The sequence below is a fragment of the Pseudomonas sp. L13 genome (assembly GCF_009935965.1).
Taxonomy (GTDB): domain Bacteria; phylum Pseudomonadota; class Gammaproteobacteria; order Pseudomonadales; family Pseudomonadaceae; genus Aquipseudomonas; species Aquipseudomonas lactis.
Genome location: NZ_QODJ01000008.1, coordinates 47,233 through 64,873, shown reverse-complemented (window position 1 = coordinate 64,873; position 17,641 = coordinate 47,233). Strand labels below are relative to the sequence as shown.

Genomic DNA, 17,641 nt, shown 5'->3' with positions numbered 1-17,641 from the left:
CCGGCTCAGGGAAGCAATAAACGATGCCAATGTCCGCCGTTCTCGAAAACACTGCAAAAACAAAAACGCAAAAACAGTGGCTCGCCGGGCTGGTGACCAGCGTGATGTTCCTGATCGTGTGCCTGAGCTGGGGCACTACCTGGCTAGGCATCAAGATCGCCGTCGAGAGCGTGCCGCCGCTGACGTCCGCCGGCCTGCGCTTTCTCATCGCGTTTCCGCTGTTCCTGTGTTTTGCCATGGTGCGCCGTGAGCCGATCCTGTTTCCCCGGGAAAGCCGCTGGTTCTTCGTATTCGTGACCCTGTCCTACTTCAGCGTTCCCTACTATTTGCTCAACTACGGCGAAATGCATGTGTCGTCGGGCCTCACCGCCCTGCTGTTCAGCTGCATGCCGGTGTTCATCCTGATCTTCTCCGCACTGTTCCTGCGCGAGCGCATCTATTTTTCCCAAGTGGTCGGCATCGGCATCGGTTTCGGCAGCCTCTACATGATCATCAAGAGCCAGGGCCTGCACCTGGACCACGCCGAGTTCCTCGGGGTGCTTGCCATTCTGAGCGCCGCGATCATGCACGCCTTGTGCTATGTCATTACCAAGCAAAAAGGCAGCGCCATCAGCGTCATCACCTACAACACCCTGCCCATCGGCATTGCCGGGCTGATGCTGTTCCTGGCCGGCCTGTGGTTTGAAACGCCGACGTTCGACGCCATCACCCTGCGCTCCTGGAGCGCGCTGTTCTACCTGGGCCTGGTGGCCTCGGTGGGTGGGTTCATTGTGTATTTCATGCTGCTCAAGCGCCTGAGCCCGATCATCCTGTCGTTCGTCTTCATCATCTTCCCGGTGTTCGCGGTCATCATCGGTGCCTGGTACGAAGGCGTGGAAATTTCTCGCGACCTGATGCTGTACTCGGCAATCCTGCTGGCCGGCTTTGCGATCACCAAATTGCCGATTGAAAAACTCATGGCCAAGAAAAAGTGACCCTCAACCAACGCGAGAGAAACATGGACGTCCTCCGCCCCACCGCCCTGGAACAGATCTACGCCCACGCCAGCCGCAGCTACCCCGAGGAGTGCTGTGGTTTTGTCTTCGCCGACGGCAGCGTGTACCTGGGCAGCAATATCCAGAATGAGCTGCACCGCAAGAACCCCCAGATGTACCCACGCAGCGCGGCCAACGGCTACACCTTTTCAGTGGCCGACACCCTGCTGATGAACAAGGCGTTTCGCAGCGACAACCCGGTGGTGGTGATCTACCACTCACACCCGGATGTGGGCGCCTATTTCAGTGACGAAGACCAGGACAAGGCGCTGTTCCTGGGCGAGCCGATTTTCCCCGTCAGTTACCTGGTGGTGGATGTACGTCAGGGCCAGGCCCTGGGCTCCAAGCTGTTTGCCTGGGATGGCAAGCATTTCTCCCTTCAACCTTTCAACGACCTGCACACGGAGTTGTCCATGAACGCTGTCTCTTTCCCCGACATTCTGGTTCGCGTGGCCAAGCTGCCGGAATCGACCCTTGAGGGCGCCGGATCGACATTGCGCGAAGTCATTGAAAATCTCTGCACCCATCACCCCCAATTGCGTCAGCACCTGTTCCATGAAAAGAACGACCAGCTCAAGGAACACTTCCTGTTTACCGCCGAGGAAGAGCTGATCGAGCCCGATGACGCCCTGCCGGCAAAAAGCCGGATCGAAGTGTTGCTCGCTACCTCAGGTGGCATGGACATCGATACCCTGAGCAACGAAGAAGTGCAGCGCTATGTGCGCCACATCACCTTGCCGGGCGTCGGCCGCGAAGGCCAATTGAACCTGAAGAAAGCCAAGGTGCTGGTCATCGGTACCGGCGGCCTGGGCTCGCCCATCAGCCTGTACCTGGCTGCGGCCGGCATCGGCACCCTGGGCCTGGTGGACTTTGACGTGGTGGAAAGCAGCAACCTGCAACGCCAGATTGTGCACGGCAACAGCACCCTGGGCATGCCCAAGGTCGAGTCCGCCAAGCAGCGCCTGCTGGACCTCAATCCGCATATCCAGATCAACGCGTACAACACCGCGCTCAACAGCGACAACGCCCTGGAACTGGTGGGCGCCTATGACCTGGTGATCGACGGCACCGACAATTTCGACACCCGCTACCTGGTCAACGACGCCTGTGTGCAGTTGGGCAAACCTTTGGTGTACGGCGCCATCTACCGTTTCGACGGGCAGATCAGCGTACTCAACTATAAAGGTGGGCCGTGCTATCGCTGCCTGTTCCCCAAGGCCCCGCCCGCTGAGCTGGCGCCCAATTGCAGCGCGGGCGGTGTGATCGGCGTGTTGCCGGGTGTGGTCGGCATGATCCAGGCCACCGAGGCGATCAAATTGCTGATCGGCATTGGCGAACCTTTGTCCGGCCGCTTGATGCGCTTCGACGCACTGGCGATGAAGTTCAGCGAGATCCGCTTCAAGCGCCGCGCCGACTGCCCCTGCTGTTCAGACCTGCGCCACAGCGAGACCGTCGCGCCGGCCGCCTGCGCCGATGCCGTACCGAGCCAGCCCTCCCTGGCCGCAGAACGCTACATCAAGCCCCAGGTGCTCAAGCAAGTGCTCGAACACCCCAGCAGCGCCGATGTATTGCTGGACGTGCGTGACGCCAGCGAACTGGAAGTGTGCAAATTACCCGGCGTGGTGCATATCCCGCTGGCAGAACTGGATGGGCAGCTCGCCAGCCTGAGCCGCGACAACACCCACTACCTGATCTGCTACGCAGGCACTCGCGCCGAGCAAGCCGCCAGCACCTTGTTGGCCGCCGGCTTTGCCAACACCAAAGTCTTGCAGGGTGGCATGAAACATTGGGTTCGCGACGTCGAACCTGACATGCCGTTGTACTAAGGGTGGGGGCGTACTGATGCTGCATAACTCCATCCTCGACGTGATCGGCCAAACGCCGATCGTGCGTCTGGCCCAGTTTTCCGAAGACCTCGGCATCGAGGTCTACGCCAAGCTGGAGTCCCTCAATCCCGGTGGCAGCCACAAGGCGCGCATCGCCTTGGGCATGATCCTGGATGCCGAGCGCCGCGGCGTGCTGATCCGTGATTCCGGGCAGACCATCATCGAACCCAGTGGTGGCAACACCGGCATTGGCCTGGTGATGGCCGGCAATGTGCTGGGCTACAAAGTGGTGCTGGTGATCCCTGACAACTACAGCCCGGAAAAACAGAAACTGCTGCGGCTGTACGGCGCCAGGGTAGTGCTGTCCGATAGCCGCCTGGGCAATAACTCCCACGGCGAAAAGTGCATGGAGCTGCAGTTGGAGAACCCCAACTACGTGATGCTCAACCAGCAACGCAACGGCGCCAACCCCCAAACCCACCGTGACACCACCGCCCCGGAAATCCTCCGCGCCTTCGGTGAACAGCGCGTGGACTACTTCGTCAGCGGCATAGGCACCGGGGGGCATATCACCGGTATCGGCGAAACCCTCAAGGCAGCCTGGCCGGCGCTGCGAGTGATGGGCGTAGAACCGCAGGAATGCGACTTGCTGAAAGACCAGCACGCCGCGCACGCGATTCAGGGCCTGTCGATTGGCCTGATCCCCAGCATCCTCAACCTGGATGTGATCGACGGCATGCTCAAGGTGTCGCACGCCGATTGCCTGGACATGATCAAACGCATCATGCGCACCGATGCCATCAGCCTGGGGCTGTCTTCGGCCGCCAACATGGTTGCCATCGCCCAACTTGCCCCCGAACTGCCGCCCGAAACGGTGGTGTTGACCATGGTCTACGACAATGCCGACAGCTACCTGCCCAGTTTCGAGTAACCGGGCTTTTAACCATTCAACATACGGGGGTGTCTCCATGGGGGGCTTTATCGACATGCAACAGCTGCACGATGAGTTGCTGACCCACCTCATCACCACCCTGACGCCCGGGCAGATGAAGCAGCTGGAACCGCACCTGGCGCCGTTGATCCAGAACGCCGCCCAGGCAGTGGCCGAGGACCTGATCGCCTATGCCTATCGCGACCCGGCGTCCCGTGGCCGCGGTGAGTTGATCCTGGAATCCTACGCCTCGTTCAAGGCCGTGCTGTTCTACCGCCTTGCGCACCTGGTGTGGCATTTCCAGACCGCTGACAACGGCGATTTTTCGCGCATGGCCCTCAAGCTCAGCAACCAGGGCAAGATCCTCTCCGGCGCCGAGATTCACCCGGCAGCGCGCATTGGCCGGCGCTTTGTGCTGGACCATGGCTACGGCACCGTCATCGGCGAAACCTGTGTGATCGGCAATGACTGCTACATCCTCTGCGGCGTGACCCTGGGCGCGCGCGGTATCGCCAACAACCCGGACGGCAAGCGCCACCCACGCCTGGGCAACAACGTCGAAGTCGGCGCCGGCGCCCGGGTGCTGGGCTACGTGTCGATCGGCGACAACGTGTTTATCAGCCCCTCCTGCGTGATTACCCAAGACGTGCCGGCAGGCACCAAGGTCAAGGTGGTCAACCAGATCCAACTGCAAAAAAACGATGAATCAGACCACAGCAATTACCTCGGCGCCTTTGCCCTGGATGAGCGCTTGCACGTGGTGGGCGAGGTGAGTGTCGGCCACAAGGTCACCGTGCTGGACGCCGACTTTCATCCGCTGCAAGGGCTGATGCTCGAACCCACGGTGAAAGAGCGTCACCACCTGCAGTTTCGTCTGCGTCGCCTCGACAACGACGAACAACTGCCACGCCTGCCCCTGAACCTGAAGGTATGCGGGCCGGAATTTGAAATCACCCTGCTCTCTCCCCCTGGCTTGAGCGCACTGGTGCGCCACCTCTTGCAAGCCACCCCATTGATCGTCGGAGGTTGAACATGTCCGTGCATACCATGGAAACCCTGGCGCTGTTCGACAGCGCGCCCTACCAGAACGCCTTCAGCGCCCGGGTGATTGCCGTCAGCGAACAGGGTATCGCCCTGGAGCACACCCTGTTCTACCCCACCGGCGGCGGGCAACCGGGCGATACCGGCCACCTCACCCTGGCCGATGGCACACGGGTGCCAGTGACCGGCACCGTGCGCGACCCGGTGTTGCGCTCGATCATCTGGCACCAGGTGGACCACTGCCCTGAACAGTTGGTCTCTGGCGTCCAGGTCGACGCCGGGCTGGATTGGGAGCGGCGCTACCAGCACATGAAGATGCACACTTGCCTGCACTTGCTGTGCTCCCTCATCGACGCACCCGTGACCGGTTGCAGCATCAGTGCGGATAAAGGCCGACTGGATTTCGACCTGCCAGAGATGACCCTGGACAAAGACGGCCTCACCCGTGACCTCAACGCCCTGATCGAGCAGGCCCACGCGGTGAAAACGCTGTCGATGCCTGCCACCGAGTACGCGACCCTGCTGCAGATCACCCGCACCCAGGCGGTTGCGCCGCCGGTGGTCTCGGGCTCGGTACGGGTGATTGAAATCCCCGGCATCGATATCCAGCCCTGCGGCGGTACCCATGTGCTCAATACCGAGGAAATCGGCCGGGTGTTCTGCGAGAAGATCGAGAAAAAGAGCAAACACAACCGCCGAGTGATACTGCGGTTTGAATAGATTCTGAAGCTGGGCTCGGTCAACTGTGGGAGCTGGCTTGCCTGCGATAGCTGACATCCAGTTAATTCATGTGGGGCTGACACACCGCTATCGCAGGCAAGCCAGCTCCCACCTTGACCGTGTTGTTTTTCAGATCACTAACAGGTCCATGAAACGGTTCACAGGCGTCGCCTCAAGCCGTGCCTGATCCTTGCACAATGCAAAAATCTCGGCGCTGCGTTGCGCAGTAAAGCGCGTGGCCAGGTTGGCCTTGAACTTGTCTTCCAGCAGTGGAATGCCGTCCACCCGACGGCGACGATGGCCAATCGGATATTCCACCGCCACCTGCTCGGTGCAGGTGCCGTCCGTGAAAAACACCTGCACCGCGTTGGCAATGGAGCGTTTGTCGGCCTCCAGGTATTCGCGGCTGTAGCGCGGGTCTTCGACGATGACCATCTTGTCGCGCAGCTCATCGATGATCGGGTGGGCGGCGTGGAAATCATCTTCATACTGCTCGGCCACCAGGTTGCCGAACGCCAAGGGCACGGCGGTCATGTATTGCAGGCAGTGGTCGCGGTCGGCGGCGTTGGCCAATGGGCCGACCTTGGAAATAATGCGAATCGCCGACTCGTGGGTGGTGATCACGATGCGCTCGATTTCATGCAGGCGATGCTTGACCTGCGGATGCAGGGCGACTGCCGCTTCACAGGCGGTTTGCGCGTGGAACTCAGCCGGGAAGCTGATCTTGAACAGCACGTTTTCCATCACGTAGGTGCCATAGGGTTGAGGCAGGCTGAAGGCGCGCTTGTCCTCGGGCTTGAGCGCCAAGTTCTTGTTGGTGTGGCTGAACAGCACGTCGTAGAAGCCCCATTGCGGCGCACTCAACACGCCGGGGATGCCCATTTCGCCACGCAGGGCGATGTCTGCCAGGCGCACGCCGCGGCTCGATGCATCGCCTGCCGCCCAGGATTTGCGCGAGCCGGCATTCGGCGCATGGCGATAGGTGCGCAGCGCCTGGCCATCGACAAAGGCATGGGACAACGCCGATAGCAGCTGCTCGCGGTTGGCGCCCATCAGCTTGGCGGTGACCGCCGTGGTAGCGACTTTCACCAGCAACACATGGTCGAGGCCTACACGGTTGAAGGAGTTTTCCAGGGCAATCACCCCTTGGATCTCGTGGGCCATGATCATCGCTTCCAGCACTGCACGCACGGTGAGCGGCGCGTCGCCATTGGCCAGGCGCTTTTGCGACAGGTGATCGGCCACGGCGAGGATGCCGCCAAGGTTGTCCGATGGGTGGCCCCATTCGGCGGCAAGCCAGGTGTCGTTGTAGTCGAGCCAGCGCACGATGCAACCGATATCCCAGGCGGCCTTGACCGGGTCCAGGCGAAACGAAGTGCCCGGCACCCGTGCGCCGAATGGCACCACGGTGCCCTCCACCATCGGCCCCAGGTGCTTGGTGCACTCGGGGAAGCGCAGGGCCAGCACGCCACAGCCGAGGGTGTCCATCAGGCAGTTGCGGGCGGTATCCAGGGCGTCCTGGGAGTCGATGCGGTAGTTGAGGACGTAGTCGGCGATGTCCTGCAACACCGGGTCGTAGTCGGGGCGGTTGTTCTGGTCGACGTTGGCGCTCATGGCAGTTCTCCAAAATAGGTGGGTTTATTCCTCAAGCTCACGGTTGATCATCAGGGCGGGTCTGGTTGCCTGCCTTGGAATAAAGATCCCTTGTGGGAGCGGGCTTGCCCGCGATTGCGATTTTTCAGTTGATAAAGATGTCGACTGATACTCCGTCATCGCGGGCAAGCCCGCTCCCACAGGGGCTCTGCGTAGACCTTTAGAAGGCGTCGCCTGGGATGCGCACGTAGCCTTCCATCAGCACCCGTGCGCTGCGGCTCATGATGGCTTTCTTCACCACCCATTCACCGTCCACCTGGCTGGCCTCGGCGCCTACGCGCAAGGTGCCGGACGGGTGCCCGAAGCGCACGGCATTGCGCTCCACGCCGCCTGCCGCCAGGTTGACCAAGGTGCCGGAAATCGCCGCGGCGGTGCCAATCGCCACCGCCGCGGTGCCCATCATCGCGTGGTGCAGTTTGCCCATGGACAAAGCACGCACCAGCAGATCCACATCGCCGGCCTTGATCGCCTTGCCGCTGGAAGCCACGTAATCGGCAGGCTTGGCCACGAACGCCACCTTGGGCGTGTGCTGGCGCTGGGCGGCTTCGTCCAGGTGTTTGATCAGGCCCATGCGCAACGCGCCATACGCCCGCACGGTCTCGAACATCGCCAGGGCCTTGGGGTCGCTGTTGATCGCGCCTTGCAGCTCGGTACCGGTGTAGCCGAGGTCTTGGGCATTGATGAAGATCGTCGGGATACCGGCGTTGATCAGCGTGGCCCTGAAGGTACCGACGCCGGGTACCTCCAGGTCATCGACGAGGTTGCCAGTGGGGAACATCGACCCCCCACCACCCTCTTCTTCCGCCGCTGGGTCCATGAATTCCAGCTGCACTTCGGCGGCCGGGAAGGTCACGCCGTCCAGTTCAAAGTCGCCGGTTTCCTGCACCGCGCCATCGGTGATCGGCACGTGGGCGATGATGGTCTTGCCGATATTGGCCTGCCACACCCGCACCACGGCCACGCCGTTATGGGGTACGCGGGCCGCATCGACCAGGCCAGCGCTGATGGCGAACGAACCCACCGCCGCCGACAGGTTGCCGCAATTGCCGCTCCAATCGACAAATGGCTTGTCGATGGAGACCTGGCCGAACAGGTAGTCCACGTCGTGATCGGCGCGGCTGCTTTTGGCCAGAATCACGGTCTTGCTGGTACTCGAGGTGGCCCCACCCATGCCGTCGATCTGCTTGTCGTACGGGTCGGGGCTGCCAATCACTCGCAGCAACAAGGCGTCGCGTGCAGGGCCCGGCACCTGCGCCGCTGCGGGCAGGTCCTTGAGACTGAAGAACACGCCCTTGCTGGTGCCGCCACGCATGTAGGTGGCGGGAATTCTGATTTGCGCTACGTGTGCCATGGTTATCCTCTTCAGGCGGTCGCCTTTGATTCCAGGAAGTCCTGGGCGAAACGTTGCAACACGCCACCCGCCTCGTAGATCGACACTTCTTCGGCGGTGTCCAGGCGGCACGTCACCGGCACCTCGACACGCTCGCCATTCTTGCGGTTGATCACCAGGGTCAGTTGCGCACGCGGGGTGCGCTCGCCGACCACGTCATAGGTTTCACTGCCGTCGATCTTGAGGGTGTGGCGGTCGGTACCCGGCAGGAACTCGAGGGGCAGCACGCCCATGCCCACCAGGTTGGTGCGGTGGATGCGCTCGAAGCCTTCGGCGGCAATCGCTTCCACACCGGCCAGGCGTACGCCCTTGGCCGCCCAGTCGCGGGACGAACCTTGGCCGTAGTCGGCGCCGGCGATGATGATCAGCGGCTGCTTACGCTCCATGTAGGTCTCGATGGCTTCCCACATCCGCGTGACCTTGCCTTCCGGCTCGATACGCGCAAGAGAGCCCTGCTTGACCTTGCCGTTTTCCTGCACCATTTCGTTGAACAGTTTCGGGTTGGCGAAGGTGGCGCGCTGCGCCGTCAAATGGTCGCCCCTGTGGGTGGCGTAGGAGTTGAAGTCGACTTCCGGCAAACCCATTTTCGCCAGGTATTCACCAGCGGCGCTGTCCAGCATGATCGCGTTGGACGGCGACAAGTGGTCGGTGGTGATGTTGTCCGGCAGCACCGCCAGCGGGCGCATGCCTTTGAGCGGCCGTGCGCCGGCCAGCGCGCCTTCCCAATACGGCGGACGGCGGATATAGGTGCTTTGTGGGCGCCAGTCGTACAGCGGCATGACCTTGGGCCCGGTGTCTTCGTGGATGGCGAACATCGGGATATACACCGCACGGAATTGCTCGGGTTTCACCGAAGCCTTGACCACCGCGTCGATCTCTTCATCGCTCGGCCAGATGTCTTGCAGGCGGATTTCCCTGCCGTCGGCGTCCAGGCCGAGCACGTCCTTCTCGATGTCGAAACGGATGGTACCGGCAATCGCATAGGCCACCACCAGCGGCGGCGACGCCAGGAAGGCTTGCTTGGCGTAGGGGTGAATGCGCCCGTCAAAGTTGCGGTTACCCGACAACACTGCGGTGGCGTACAGGTCGCGGTCGATGATCTCTTGCTGGATCACCGGGTCGAGCGCGCCCGACATGCCGTTGCAGGTGGTGCAGGCAAAGGCCACCACGCCAAACCCGAGTTTTTCCAGCTCATGGCCAAGTCCCGCTTCTTCCAGGTACATGGCCACGGTTTTCGAGCCCGGCGCCAGGGACGACTTGACCCAAGGCTTGCGGCTCAGCCCCAGCTTGTTGGCGTTGCGCGCCAACAGGCCGGCGGCGATCACGTTGCGCGGGTTGCTGGTGTTGGTGCAACTGGTGATGGCGGCGATGATCACCGCGCCGTCGGGCATTTGCCCCGGCACGTCATCCCATCGGCCGGCAATACCTTTTGACGCCAGGTCGCGGGTGGCCAGGCGGGCATGGGGGTTGCTCGGGCCGGCCATGTTGCGCACGACGCTGGAGAGGTCGAAGCTCAGGCTGCGCTCGTACTGCGCGCCTTTCAGGTCGTCGGCCCACAGGCCGGTGTGACGTGCGTATTGCTCGACCAAGGCGACCTGTTCATCTTCGCGGCCGGTGAGTTTGAGGTAGGCAATGGTTTGCGCGTCGATGTAGAACATCGCGGCGGTGGCGCCGTACTCCGGGGCCATGTTGGAGATGGTCGCACGGTCACCCAAGGTCAGTGCCGAAGCCCCTTCGCCGAAGAACTCCAGCCAGGCACCGACCACCTTCTGCTGGCGCAGGAATTCGGTGAGCGCCAGCACCATATCGGTAGCGGTGATGCCTGGTTGCAGCTTGCCGGTCAGTTCCACACCAACGCTTTCCGGCAGGCGCATCCAGGACGCGCGGCCGAGCATCACGCTCTCGGCTTCCAGGCCACCGACGCCGATGGCGATCACCCCCAGGGCATCCACGTGGGGGGTATGGCTGTCGGTGCCAACACAGGTGTCCGGGAAGGCCACACCGTCACGCACCTGAATCACCGGGGACATTTTCTCCAGGTTGATCTGGTGCATGATGCCGTTGCCTGGCGGGATCACATCGACGTTCTTGAAGGCCTTTTTGGTCCACTCGATAAAGTGGAAACGGTCTTCGTTGCGACGGTCTTCAATGGCGCGGTTTTTTTCGAACGCTTGCGGGTCAAAGCCACCGGCCTCGACGGCTAGGGAGTGGTCGACGATCAGTTGAGTGGGCACCACCGGGTTGACCTGCGCCGGGTCGCCGCCTTGCTGGGCGATGGCATCGCGCAGGCCGGCGAGGTCGACCAGGGCGGTCTGGCCGAGGATGTCATGGCACACCACGCGGGCCGGAAACCACGGGAAGTCGAGGTCGCGCTTGCGCTCGATCAGTTGGCTCAGCGAGGCATTGAGGGTGGCCGGGTCGCAACGGCGCACCAGGTTCTCGGCGAGCACGCGCGAGGTGTAGGGCAAGGTGGCGTAGGCACCGGGGGTGATTGCCTCGACAGCCGCACGGGCGTCGAAGAAATCCAGGCGGCTGCCGGGGAGCGGTTTGCGAAATTCAGTGTTCATCGTCAGGACTCGGTCACGGAATAGGTTACTGCGTGAAGCCCGCCTCCTGTAGGAGCGAGCTTGCTCGCGAAGGTCGTCAACGATAACGCTGGCATGCTGAATGATCGCGGTGCCTTGACGTTTTTCGCGAGCAAGCTCGCTCCTACAGAGAGCAGGGTTACACCTGCAATTCAGCGACGTTCGATTGGCACGAACTTGCGCTGCTCAACGCCGGTGTACTCGGCGCTTGGACGGATGATGCGGTTGTTGGCGCGCTGCTCGAACACATGCGCGGCCCAGCCGGTCAGGCGCGAGCACACGAAGATCGGCGTGAACAGCTTGGTCGGGATGCCCATGAAGTGGTACGCCGAGGCATGGTAGAAATCGGCGTTGGGAAACAGCTTCTTCTGTTCCCACATGGTCTTGTCGATGGCTTCGGAGACCGGGAACAACACGGTGTCGCCCACTTCGTCAGCAAGTTTTTTCGACCAACCCTTGATCACCTCGTTGCGCGGGTCGCTGTCTTTATAGATCGCGTGGCCAAAGCCCATGATCTTGTCTTTTCGCGCCAACATGCCAAGGGTGCCTTCAACCGCTTCCTGGGCCGAGGAGAAACGCTCGATCATTTCCATCGCCGCTTCGTTGGCACCGCCGTGCAGCGGGCCGCGCAGGGAGCCGATGGCGGCGGTGACGCAGGAATACAGGTCGGACAGGGTCGATGCACACACCCGTGCGGTGAAGGTCGAAGCGTTGAATTCGTGTTCGGCGTAGAGGATCAGCGACACGTTCATCACTTTGACGTGCAGCTCGCTCGGCTTCTTGCCATGCAGCAGGTGCAGGAAGTGGCCGCCGATGCTCGGTTCGTCGGTCACGCAGTCGATGCGCTGGCCGTCGTGGCTGAAGCGGTACCAGTAGCACATGATCGCCGGGAACGCGGCGAGCAGGCGGTCGGTGACATCGTGCTGTACGCTGAAGTCTTTCTCCGGCTCGATATTGCCCAGGAACGAGCAACCGGTGCGCATCACGTCCATCGGGTGGGCGTCGGCGGGGATGCGTTCGAGCACTTCTTTCAGGGCTTGGGGCAGGTCACGCAGTTTGCTCAGCTTGTTGCTGTAGGCGGCCAGCTCGGCCTGGGTTGGCAGTTCGCCATAGAGCAGCAGGTAAGCGACTTCTTCAAACTGGGCGTCGGCAGCCAGTTCGCGTACGTCGTAGCCACGGTAGGTCAGGCCGGCGCCGGCCTGGCCCACGGTGGACAGTGCAGTCTGCCCGGCGACCTGGCCACGCAGGCCAGCACCACTCAATACTTTAGCTTCAGCCATGTTCGTTCTCCAATTTTGTAGTTATCAGGGAGCCGTCCAGCTCACACCCTGTAGGAGCGAGCTTGCTCGCGAAAAACGCAAGGGCATCGCGTTTCTCCAGGTTTCCCGCGTTATCGTTGGCGATCTTCGCGAGCAAGTTCGCTCCTACAGTGCAGTTACTTTTTCGCGGCGAACAGCGCGTCGAGCTTCTGCTCGAAGGTGTGGTAGTCGATGCGATCGTAAAGCTCCATGCGCGTTTGCATGGTGTCGATCACGTTCTGCTGGGTACCGTCGCGACGAATCGCGGTGTAGACATTCTCGGCGGCCTTGTTCATGGCACGGAAAGCCGAGAGCGGGTACAGCACAATGGAAACATCCGCAGATTTCAACTGTTCGGTGGTGTACAGCGGTGTGGCGCCGAACTCGGTGATGTTCGCCAGGATCGGCGCCTTCACACGGGAGGCGAACAGCTTGTACATCTCCAGTTCAGTGATGGCTTCCGGGAACACCATGTCGGCACCGGCCTCGATGCACGCGGCGGCGCGTTCCAGAGCAGACTCCAGGCCCTCGACCGCCAGGGCGTCGGTGCGCGCCATGATCACGAAGCTGTCATCGGTGCGCGCATCTACGGCGGCCTTGATGCGGTCGACCATCTCCTGCTGGGACACGATTTCTTTGTTCGGGCGATGACCGCAGCGCTTGGCGCCAACCTGATCTTCGATATGGATGGCGGCGGCGCCGAACTTGATCATCGACTTGACGGTACGCGCCACGTTGAACGCCGAGGAGCCGAAACCGGTGTCCACGTCCACCAGCAGCGGCAGGTCGCACACGTCGGTAATGCGGCGCACGTCGGTGAGCACGTCATCCAGGCCCGTGATGCCCAGGTCTGGCACGCCGAGGGAGCCAGCGGCTACGCCGCCACCTGACAGATAAATCGCCTTGAAGCCGGCGCGCTTGGCCAAGAGCGCGTGGTTGGCGTTGATGGCGCCTACCACTTGCAAGGGCTGTTCGCTGGCGACGGCGTCACGAAAACGCTGGCCGGGAGTGCTGTTGTTGTTGGAACTCATGACTCACCTCGTGATGAAGGCGCACCGTCCGGGAAGTGACGGGCAATGTTGCGTTTGGAGGCGCCGATATGCCGGCGCATCAACAGTTCGGCCAGTTCACCGTCGCGATCGGCAATCGCGTCCAGAATGCGGTGATGCTCGGCAAAGGCCTGGCGTGGACGATTGGGGGTGGCGGAGAACTGGATGCGGTACATGCGCACCAATTGGTACAGCTCGCCGCAGAGCATTTGGGTGAGGGTGCGGTTACCGGCGCCTTGAATGATGCGGTAGTGAAAATCGAAGTCGCCTTCCTGCTGGTAATAGCCGACACCGGCCTGGAACGCCGCGTCCCGTTCGTGGGTGTGCAGCACCTGGCGTAGCTCTTCGATTTCCGCGTCGGTCATGCGCTCGGCGGCCAGGCGACAGGCCATGCCTTCCAGCGACTCGCGAATTTCATACAATTCAACCAACTCGGCGTGGCTCAAAGACACCACGCGCGCGCCGACGTGAGGCACCCGCACCAGCAGGCGCTGACCTTCCAGGCGATGGATCGCTTCGCGCAACGGGCCGCGGCTGATGCCGTAGGTGCGCGCCAGCTCCGGCTCGGAAATCTTGCTGCCGGGGGCGATTTCGCCTTTGACGATGGCGGCCTGGATACGCCGGAAGACGTTCTCCGACATGGTCTGGGAATCGTCCGGTGCCACGGCTGGTTTTTCCAGTTGCTCCAACATATTGTCGACACCTTTAAAAGCAATGCCGCAAAAACTAGTCAATTAGCCCCACATAGTCAAAGAATAAATACATATTGTCGACAATCGTCTAATAACCTCTGCATCGACCTGCCAAGGCATGGCCGCCTGCCAGCGCTGGCGCCAAAAAAGCATCATGTTAGAATGCCCGCCGCTTTTGCCTGACATCAGATGATGAAAGGGCGCACCCGAGATTGCGCAGCAATGCCAGTCGCCATGAAATGAACAGTGCACTGCCCTGCCTCAGGATTTATGAGACTCAAGCCTTACCTACTAGTGATGTGCCTGCTGTGCATACCGAGCCTTGGCGCTGGCGCCGAGAAGACCGTGTACGGCCTGAATGAATACGCCAAGCTTGCAGGTATCGACCTGGAAGTGGCGGCCAAACTCGACACCGGCGCCAAGACCGCCTCGTTGAGTGCCCGCGATATCAAGCGCTTCAAGCGCAATGGCGAGTCCTGGGTACGCTTCTACCTGGCCATCGACACCGCCCATTCCCACCCCATCGAACTGCCCCTGGCGCGTGTCAGCAAGATCAAGCGCCGCGCCGGCGACTACGACCCCGATGAGGACAAGAACTACACCGCCCGCCCAGTGATTGCGCTGGATATCTGCATGGGCAGTGCTTTACGCAGCATAGAAGTGAACTTGACTGACCGCAGCGCATTCCAATACCCGCTGCTGATTGGCTCCGAAGCCTTGAAACGCTTTGATGCGCTGGTCGACCCCAGTCTTAAATATGCAGCAGGCAAACCCGCCTGCGCCGCCGACGCTTAATACCGCCGAGTAAACCGAATGCGCTCTCTGACCCTGCACCTGAAAATCCTGATCACCTTGCTGGTGGTGCTGGGCATTTCGGTCACCGCCTATCAGATCTTCGTGCTGGGGATACCCGTCACCGAAGATGCCACCGACGACTTGTGGAACATCGACGCCAAGGTCGAGTTCGTCGCCAACCCGAAAGACCCGGTCAAGATCCAGATGTTCGTGCCGCCCCTGAGCCGCGACTTCGTCAGCCTTAATGAGAGCTTTATCTCGAACAACTACGGGGTGAGCGTCAATCGCATCGACGGCAACCGCAAAGTCACCTGGTCGGCGCGTCGGGCCAAGGGCAACCAGACCCTCTATTACCGCTTGGTGCTGACCAAGCGCTACAGCGGCGAAAAGGTCAAGATCAAAGGCCCGACCTTCCGCGACAGCATCGCCGTGGAAGGCCCGGAGAAGATCGCCGCCGAAGCCCTGCTGGCGCCGATTCGCCAGCACTCGGCCGACGTCGAGACCTTTATCAGCGAAGCCATCAAGCGCACCAACAACCTCAACGACGACAATGTGAAGTTGCTGCTGGCCGGCGACCCTTCAACGCCGCACAAGGCCAAGATCGTCGAACTGCTGCTGTCCATCGCCCATGTGCCGGTAGAGAAAGTCCACACCATCCGCCTGGTGGCCGACCAGCCGCAAACCCCGGAACTGTGGCTGCGCAGTTTCAACGGCAACGACTGGCTGTACTTCAACCCGGAGACCGGCGAACAGGGCCTGCCCGCCGACCGCCTGCTGTGGTGGACCGGCGATGAAAACCTGATCACCGTCGATGGCGGCAAGAAAGCCATGGTGACCTTCAGCCTGAACAACAGCGAGATGAACGCCATCCGCCTGGCCAAGCTGACGGACGAAAACACCGACGCCAACTTCCTCGAATACTCGCTGTACGGCCTGCCGCTGCAAACCCAGCAGACCTTCATGATCATGGTGATGATCCCGATTGGCGTGCTGGTGATCTTGATCCTGCGCAACCTGATCGGCCTGCAGACCCTGGGCACCTTCACCCCGGTGCTGATCGCCCTGGCGTTCCGCGAAACCCAGCTGGGCTTCGGGATTGCGTTGTTCACGATTATCACGGCACTGGGCCTGTCGCTCAGGTCGTACCTGGAACACTTGAAACTGCAAATGCTGCCGAGGCTGTCAGTGGTGCTGACCTTCGTGGTGGTGTTGATTGCCGCCATCAGCCTGTTCAGCCACAAACTGGGGCTGGAGCGCGGCTTGTCGGTGGCGCTGTTCCCGATGGTGATCCTGACCATGACCATCGAACGCCTGTCGATCACCTGGGAGGAACGTGGTGCCAACCATGCGCTGAAAGTCGCGATTGGCACGCTGTTCGCCGCGTCCCTGGCGCACCTGATCATGAGCGTGCCGGAGTTGGTGTACTTCGTGTTTACCTTCCCGGCGATCCTGTTGATTCTGGTGGGCTTCATGCTGGCCATGGGTCGTTATCGCGGCTACCGCCTCACCGAGCTGGTGCGTTTCAAGGCGTTCCTGAAGGCTGACTCTTGATGTTCGGCTTCTGGAAGACCTGGAAGGCCCTGGAAGCGCGGGGGATCATGGGCATCAACCGGCGTAATGCCGACTACGTGCTCAAGTACAACAAGCGCAGCCTGTACCCCATCGTGGATGACAAGATCATCACCAAGGAACGGGCGCTGGCGGCCGGCATCCACGTGCCGGAAATGTACGGGGTGATCTCCACCGAAAAGGAAATCGACAAGCTCGACGAGATTATCGGTGGGCGCAGCGACTTCGTGATCAAGCCCGCCCAAGGTGCCGGTGGCGACGGCATCCTGGTGGTGGCCGACCGGTTTGAGGGGCGCTACCGCACGGTCTCCGGCAAAATCATCAGCCACGAAGAAATCGAGCACCAGATTTCCAGCATCCTCACCGGCCTATATTCCCTCGGTGGCCACCGCGACCGCGCATTGATCGAGTACCGCGTGGTGCCCGACCAGATCTTCAAGAGCATCAGCTATGAAGGCGTGCCGGACATCCGCATCATCGTGTTGATGGGCTACCCGGTGATGGCGATGCTGCGCTTGCCCACCCGCCAGTCCGGCGGCAAGGCCAACTTGCACCAGGGCGCGATCGGCGTGGGCGTGGACCTGGCCACCGGCCTGACCCTGCGCGGCACCTGGCTGAACAACATCATCACCAAGCACCCCGACACCACCAACGCGGTAGATGGCGTGCAACTGCCCAACTGGGACGGTTTCATGAAGCTCGCCGCCGGCTGCTACGAGCTGTGCGGGCTGGGTTATATCGGCGTGGACATGGTGCTGGACCAGGAAAAAGGCCCGCTGATCCTTGAGCTGAACGCACGGCCTGGGCTGAACATCCAGATTGCCAACGATTGCGGCCTGACTCTGCGCACCCATGCGGTGGAGGCACGACTGGAAGAACTCAAGGCGGCCGGCGTGACAGAAACGCCGGAAGAGCGTGTGAAGTTCGTGCAGGAAATGTTCGGCCATATACCGCCCGTGGAAGGCTGATCCGGTCTTCGAACTGTCTATCCCCGACATCCCCTCTAGGAGCAAATCCTACAGGGGACTACAATCCCCCTCCCCCGCGCCATTGGCTGA

14 protein-coding genes are annotated in these 17,641 nt (G+C 61.5%); 8 read left to right on the top strand and 6 right to left on the bottom strand.

The features are described 5' to 3' along the window. The first annotated feature begins 29 nt into the window (after positions 1 to 29). Genes DK871_RS07260 through DK871_RS07240 form a run of 5 tightly spaced genes read left to right on the top strand, consistent with a single transcriptional unit; the run spans position 30 to position 5,552 of the window. Positions 30 to 974: a DMT family transporter gene (locus DK871_RS07260; protein WP_032897827.1), complete on the top strand. Its 945-nt coding sequence runs from the start codon at positions 30 to 32 to the stop codon at positions 972 to 974. Between the two features lie 23 nt (positions 975 to 997). Next, a complete protein-coding gene (gene moeB, locus DK871_RS07255; protein WP_161904526.1) occupies positions 998 to 2,860 on the top strand; it encodes a molybdopterin-synthase adenylyltransferase MoeB in 1,863 nt (620 codons plus the stop codon). A gap of 16 nt (positions 2,861 to 2,876) precedes the next feature. Then, positions 2,877 to 3,791: a PLP-dependent cysteine synthase family protein gene (locus DK871_RS07250; protein ID WP_161904525.1), complete on the top strand. Its 915-nt coding sequence runs from the start codon at positions 2,877 to 2,879 to the stop codon at positions 3,789 to 3,791. Between the two features lie 37 nt (positions 3,792 to 3,828). Then, a complete protein-coding gene (locus tag DK871_RS07245) occupies positions 3,829 to 4,821 on the top strand; it encodes a serine O-acetyltransferase (RefSeq protein ID WP_161904524.1) in 993 nt (330 codons plus the stop codon). A gap of 2 nt (positions 4,822 to 4,823) precedes the next feature. Continuing rightward, positions 4,824 to 5,552, top strand: a complete 729-nt coding sequence (locus DK871_RS07240) for an alanyl-tRNA editing protein (protein WP_161904523.1) — start codon at positions 4,824 to 4,826, stop codon at positions 5,550 to 5,552. Positions 5,553 to 5,681: 129 nt separating this feature from the next. Here DK871_RS07240 and prpD read toward each other — a convergent pair whose 3' ends face one another. The 6 genes from prpD to DK871_RS07210 form a co-directional block, all read right to left on the bottom strand. Continuing rightward, positions 5,682 to 7,166 carry a 2-methylcitrate dehydratase gene (gene prpD, locus DK871_RS07235; protein WP_161904522.1) on the bottom strand — a complete coding sequence of 495 codons (1,485 nt, stop codon included), beginning with the start codon at positions 7,164 to 7,166 and terminating at the stop codon, positions 5,682 to 5,684. Positions 7,167 to 7,365: 199 nt separating this feature from the next. Continuing rightward, positions 7,366 to 8,556: a 2-methylaconitate cis-trans isomerase PrpF gene (gene prpF, locus DK871_RS07230; protein ID WP_161904521.1), complete on the bottom strand. Its 1,191-nt coding sequence runs from the start codon at positions 8,554 to 8,556 to the stop codon at positions 7,366 to 7,368. Between the two features lie 11 nt (positions 8,557 to 8,567). Then, a complete protein-coding gene (gene acnD / locus DK871_RS07225) occupies positions 8,568 to 11,162 on the bottom strand; it encodes a Fe/S-dependent 2-methylisocitrate dehydratase AcnD (protein WP_161904520.1) in 2,595 nt (864 codons plus the stop codon). Between the two features lie 170 nt (positions 11,163 to 11,332). After that, positions 11,333 to 12,460, bottom strand: coding sequence for a 2-methylcitrate synthase (prpC, locus tag DK871_RS07220; protein ID WP_161904519.1), 1,128 nt, complete (start codon positions 12,458 to 12,460; stop codon positions 11,333 to 11,335). A gap of 155 nt (positions 12,461 to 12,615) precedes the next feature. Further along, on the bottom strand, positions 12,616 to 13,509 hold the full coding sequence (prpB, locus tag DK871_RS07215) for a methylisocitrate lyase (RefSeq protein ID WP_003193320.1): 894 nt from the start codon (positions 13,507 to 13,509) through the stop codon (positions 12,616 to 12,618). After that, positions 13,506 to 14,219 (bottom strand): GntR family transcriptional regulator, encoded by a 714-nt coding sequence (locus DK871_RS07210; RefSeq protein ID WP_003193321.1) that lies wholly within the window; start codon positions 14,217 to 14,219, stop codon positions 13,506 to 13,508. Before DK871_RS07210 ends, prpB begins: the two co-directional genes overlap by 4 nt. A 270-nt stretch (positions 14,220 to 14,489) precedes the next feature. Here DK871_RS07210 and DK871_RS07205 point away from each other — a divergent pair, with 270 nt between their 5' ends. The 3 genes from DK871_RS07205 to DK871_RS07195 are packed head-to-tail and all read left to right on the top strand — an operon-like array spanning position 14,490 to position 17,551. Continuing rightward, on the top strand, positions 14,490 to 15,014 hold the full coding sequence (locus DK871_RS07205; protein ID WP_014719501.1) for an ATP-dependent zinc protease: 525 nt from the start codon (positions 14,490 to 14,492) through the stop codon (positions 15,012 to 15,014). An 18-nt stretch (positions 15,015 to 15,032) separates the two neighbouring features. After that, positions 15,033 to 16,565 (top strand): inactive transglutaminase family protein, encoded by a 1,533-nt coding sequence (locus tag DK871_RS07200; protein WP_161904518.1) that lies wholly within the window; start codon positions 15,033 to 15,035, stop codon positions 16,563 to 16,565. Next, complete coding sequence (locus tag DK871_RS07195; RefSeq protein ID WP_003193326.1) at positions 16,565 to 17,551, top strand: alpha-L-glutamate ligase-like protein; 987 nt, start codon at positions 16,565 to 16,567, stop codon at positions 17,549 to 17,551. The genes DK871_RS07200 and DK871_RS07195 overlap by 1 nt, the downstream gene beginning before the upstream one ends. Positions 17,552 to 17,641 lie beyond the last annotated feature (90 nt).